We start from the raw sequence: 4,752 nt of genomic DNA, 5'->3' as shown, positions 1-4,752 counted from the left end.
CGGCATGGCGACAACCGGCGGCACCCAAGGCGCGGCGCGCGCGCAGGCGGTCGCCGCGCCGGCCCTCGCGCTCCGCGGCGGCAGTGCGCGTCCGCCGAACCTCCTCTTCGTCTTCACCGACCAGGAGCGCTACGCCGCGCGGCTTCCCGCCGGCCTCTCGCTGCCCGCGCATGAGCGCCTCGCGCGCGGCGGCGTCACCTTCCACGCGCATTACTGCCCGGCGGTGATGTGCACCTCGTCCCGCGCCGTGCTGATGACCGGGCTGCAGACGCCCGACAACCGCATGTTCGAGAACACGGACGTGCCCTGGGTGACGCGCCTCGCGCCCGACATCCCGACCATCGGCCACATGCTGCGCGCCGCCGGCTACCACACCGCCTACAAGGGCAAGTGGCACCTCAACGACAGCTTCGACGTCGCGGAGCCCGACCGCCTCTTCACGCGCGAGATGGAGGAGCACGGCTTCGCCGACTACAACGGCGTCGGCGACATCATCGGCCATGCGCTCGGCGGCTATCACTTCGACCACCTGATCGCCGGCAGCGCCGTCACCTGGCTCCGCCGTCACGGCCGCGTGCTGCAGGACGAGGGCAAGCCCTGGGCGCTCTTCGTCAGCCTGGTGAACCCGCACGACGTCATGTTCTTCAACACCGACGCGCCGGGCCAGGCGGTGCAGGACAGCGGCACCCTGATCCAGCGCCCGCAGCGCGCGCCCGACCACGCGCTCTACCGCGCCACCTGGGACACGCCGGTGCCGCCCACGCTGACCGAGGCCTTCGACGCGCCCGGCCGGCCCGCCGCGCATGGCGAGTTCCAGCGCATGTGGAACATCGTGCTCGGCCACATCCCGCCGGAGCCGGAGCGCTGGCGCCGCTTCCACGACTACTACATCAACTGCATCCGCAACGTGGACAACTCGCTCTCGGCGCTGCTGGCGGAGCTTGACCTGCTGCGGCTGGCCGACCGCACGGCGGTGGTCTTCACCGCCGACCACGGCGAGATGGCCGGCGCCCACGGCCTGCACGGCAAGGGCCCCTTCGCCTACGAGGAGACCACGCACCTCCCGCTCTACGTCACGCATCCGGATGTGCGCGGCGGGCAGGATTGCCGCGCGCTGTCCGGCCACATCGACCTCGTGCCCACGCTGCTCGGCATGGCCGGCGTGGCGCCGGGGCGCGTGGCGGAACTCGCGCGGCGGACGCTGCCCGGCAAGGACCTCACGCCGCTGCTCGCCAATCCCGGCGCCGCCGGCGCGAACGCGCTGCGCGAGGGCGTGCTGTTCACCTACAGCGGTCTCAGCACCAACGACGCCTCGCTGTGGCAGGCGGTGGCGACCGCGCGCGCCGCCGGCCTCGACCCGAAGGAGGAGCTGCGCCGCCAGGGCTTCCAGCCCGACCTGACGAAGCGCGGCAGCCTGCGCTCGGTCTTCGACGGCCGGCACAAGTTCACGCGCTACTTCGCGCCCACGCAGCGCAACCGCCCCACCACGCTCGACGAGCTCTATCGCTGGAACGACGTCGAGCTCTTCGACCTGCAGGCCGATCCCACCGAGACCCGCAACCTCGCCGCCGACCGCGCGCGCAACGCGCCGCTGGTGGAGGCGATGAGCGCGAAGCTCGAACGCGCCATCGCCGCCGAGATCGGCGCGGATGACGGGCGCGAGATGCCGGACTTCCCGCGCATCGAATGGACGCTGGACCGCGTCGATCTCTGAGACCCGGCGGGCGGCGTCGACGGCCCGCCCGTCAGAAGCGGAAGGTGACGCCGAGCAGCGGCCCGCCGAAGCCGAGATCGAGGCCGAGATCGCCGCGCTCCCGCTCCACCGCCAGGTAGCGGTAGCCGGCCTGCACGCTGACGCTCTCCGTCGCCTGCCAGCTGACCGCGCCGAACAGCTGCCAGGTCAGGCGCGAGCTGGTGTCGAAGCCGCCGATGTCGGCATAGGCGACGGCCGACCAGCGCTCCGCCAGCCGGAATTCGACGCGCAGCGCCAGGATCGGGTCCACGAAATCGGCCGAGGCGCTGGAGGAACGGCCCGCCGCGAGGCCGGGGTTCAGCGTCACCTTGTTCTCGACCCACCAGGCCCGCATGCCGGCGCCGAGGTCGAGCCCGAAGCCGGGCTCCTGCCAGATCCGCAGCAGGCCGACCGCGCTCAGCTGCGTCGCAGTCAGCTCGCTCCTCCCGCCGGCGAAGGCCACGCCCCGCGGCGTCGCGAAATCCTCCTCCACGCTCAGCGTCATCGCGTCCAGGATCAGGCTGAGCCGCCCGCCGTAGCGCGCCTCGAAGCTGCCCATCAGCGCGAGGTTCAGGTCGGAGAGCACGTCGCCGAAATCCACGTCGAAGTCGCGCGTCTCGCGCGGCAGCGTCGCGGTGCCCGACACGCCGGCGGCCCAGAGATACGGCGTCACCGCGAAGCGCCAGCCCGCCTGCGGCTCCTGCGCACGGGCCTGGAATGCGGCGCCGAAGCCGAGCAGCCCGACCATCGCGAGAAGGTGACCTGCCCGCCGCCAGCCGCCTTGCTGTCGCGACGACGCGCAGGGGCCCGCCCTGCCGCACCGCGCCACCCGCACACCCGCCATCGCCCGCTCCTGGATCCGCGCCCCGCCCCGTCGGAACAGGCTGGCCCGGAACATCCAAGATCACAGCTGTTCCCGCTATCCGTTTCGGGCAAACTCGTCCCCGGACCACCGACCTGTCGCCGGCGCGGCGCGAGGGGAACGGCATGCAAGGCGCCGCGGGCGCGATCATCGGCAGCGTCGTCCGCACCGCGGATCACGACCATCTCGGCCGCGTGCTGCAGGGCGCCCGCATGGAGTACATGCCGCACCCCGGCCAACCCTTCCACGCGGCGCTGCGCGCGCTGCGGATGGACGGCGTCACGGCGCAGCATGTCGAGATCGGGGCCTGCCTGAACCGCGGGGCGATCGAACCCGGCATCGCGGCGATCGTCCAGCCGGTGCGCCACGACGACGGCGCGACCTCGGTGAACGGCATCGCCTTGGGCAGCCGCGACGCGCTCCTGCTGGCCGGCGGGGCGGAGCTCGTCACGGCGGGCAGCAGCCGGCGCAGCTGGGTGTCCGTCGCGCTCCCACAGGCCTTCCTCGCGGATCTGGAGGAGCTCGGGCCACCGCCCGTGCGCAGCAGCGGCTCGGCGGCGGTGCTCGACATTCCCGATGGTCCGGCCGCGCAGCTCCAGGCTGCCCTGCTCGCCGCCGCCGAGATGGCGCAGACGCGCCCTGCGGAGCTCGCGGCACCGGGCGCGGCGCCGAGCCTCGCCGCGTCGCTGCGGGAGCTGGCCGCGGAGGCGATGACCGCGGGGGTCGCACTGCGCGCCGCACGACGCGCCACGCGCGAGATGCTGCGCGTGTTCCGGCAATCCGAGGATCTGCTGCAGGCCAACATCTCCCGGCCGATCTATCGCGACGACCTCTGCGTCGCGCTCGGCGTGTCGCGGCGCAAGCTGCACGACGCCTTCGCCGCCACGGTCGGCATGAGCCCTCCGGCCTACCTCAAGCTGCGCCGCCTGGTGCTCGTGCGCCGTGCGTTGCGGTCGGACGGCGAAGATGCGCCGCTGGTGAAGAGCGTCGCGCTGTCGCATGGCTTCTGGCACCTCGGCCACTTCGCGCGGGATTACCGGCAGATGTTCGGCGAATTGCCCTCGCAGACGATCACCGCGGCCCGGCCGGCCTGATCTCCGGCGGAACCCGCAATCTTGCCCAAAGCGGATAGCGCCCGCGCGTTCCGCGCCGCGCGGCAGCAGGGCCATCCTCCCGGTCGAAACGGCGGCAGGACGGCGCCGGTGGACGGGACCGGAAGGCAAGGACCATGACCACACGACGCGACCTGATGCTGGCCTCCGCGACGCTCGCGGCCGCCTCGCTCGCCACGCATACGGGCGCGCAGGCGCAGCAGGCCGCGGCGCCCCCTGCAGCGGCAGCCACGCTCGACGCCGCGCTGGCCGACGCGATCGCGCTCGAGGCCTACATCTACCTCTACCCGCTCATCACCATGGAGGTGACGCGCCGGCAGGCCACCAACTACGCGCGCATGGGCGAGAACCCGTTCCGCGGGCCGATGAACGGCTTCGTGCATCTCCGCAGCTTCCCGCCGGCCGATTTCCGCGACGTGGTGCGGCCGAACTTCGACACGCTCTACTCCGTGGCCTGGCTCGACCTGCGGCGCGAGCCGATCGTGCTCTCCCTGCCCGACACCGCCAGTGCGGATGGCCGCTACTACCTGATGCCGATGCTCGACATGTGGTCGAACGTCTTCGCCTCGCCGGGCACGCGCACCACCGGGCGCGGCGCCGGACGCTACGCGATCACCGCACCCGGCTGGACCGGCACGCTGCCCGCGGGCGTCGAGCGCATCGCGGCGCCGACGCCGATGGCCTGGATCATCGGGCGCACCCAGACCAACGGCACGGCCGACTACGCCAATGTCCACCGCCAGCAGGACGGCTACGGGCTGACGCCGCTGAGCCGCCTCGGCCAGCCGGCCGAGCCGGCGACGGGCCAGGTGGATCCCGGCGTGGACATGCGCACGCCGCCGCTCGCCCAGGTCAACGGCATGCCGGCCGCCGCCTATTTCGCGCTCGGCGCGACGCTGCTGCGGACCCATCCGCCCGGCGCCTACGACCAGCCGATCCTGGCGCGCATGGCCCGGATCGGCCTCCGCGCCGGTCAGCCCTTCGACATCGCCGCCGTGCCGCCCGCGGCCCGCGCCGCGCTGGAGCGCGCGGCCGCCGAGGGCCCG

At 73.3% G+C, this 4,752-nt stretch carries 4 protein-coding genes; 3 read left to right on the top strand and 1 reads right to left on the bottom strand.

All coding sequences use genetic code 11. The annotated features are described in order from the left end of the window. Positions 1-1,714, top strand: a 1,714-nt coding sequence (locus L2I40_RS19220) for a sulfatase-like hydrolase/transferase (protein ID WP_237216796.1), incomplete at its 5' end; no start/stop codon positions are given. 31 nt (positions 1,715-1,745) lie between these two features. Here L2I40_RS19220 and L2I40_RS19215 read toward each other — a convergent pair. Then, positions 1,746-2,480 carry a porin family protein gene (locus L2I40_RS19215; RefSeq protein WP_237216795.1) on the bottom strand — a complete coding sequence of 245 codons (735 nt, stop codon included), beginning with the start codon at positions 2,478-2,480 and terminating at the stop codon, positions 1,746-1,748. Between the two features lie 239 nt (positions 2,481-2,719). Between L2I40_RS19215 and L2I40_RS19210 the strand changes: the two genes are divergently transcribed. Further along, entirely contained in the window at positions 2,720-3,688 is a 969-nt protein-coding gene (locus L2I40_RS19210; RefSeq protein ID WP_237216794.1) for a helix-turn-helix domain-containing protein, read from the top strand. A gap of 134 nt (positions 3,689-3,822) precedes the next feature. Continuing rightward, a partial coding sequence (locus L2I40_RS19205) for a DUF1254 domain-containing protein (RefSeq protein ID WP_237216793.1) occupies positions 3,823-4,752 on the top strand: 930 nt, incomplete at its 3' end.

Origin of the sequence: Falsiroseomonas oryziterrae (assembly GCF_021864505.1) — a bacterium.
Classification (GTDB): Bacteria; Pseudomonadota; Alphaproteobacteria; order Acetobacterales; family Acetobacteraceae; genus Falsiroseomonas; species Falsiroseomonas oryziterrae.
Note: the sequence above shows the minus strand (reverse complement) of the source record. Positions and strands in the feature narration are given on the sequence as shown.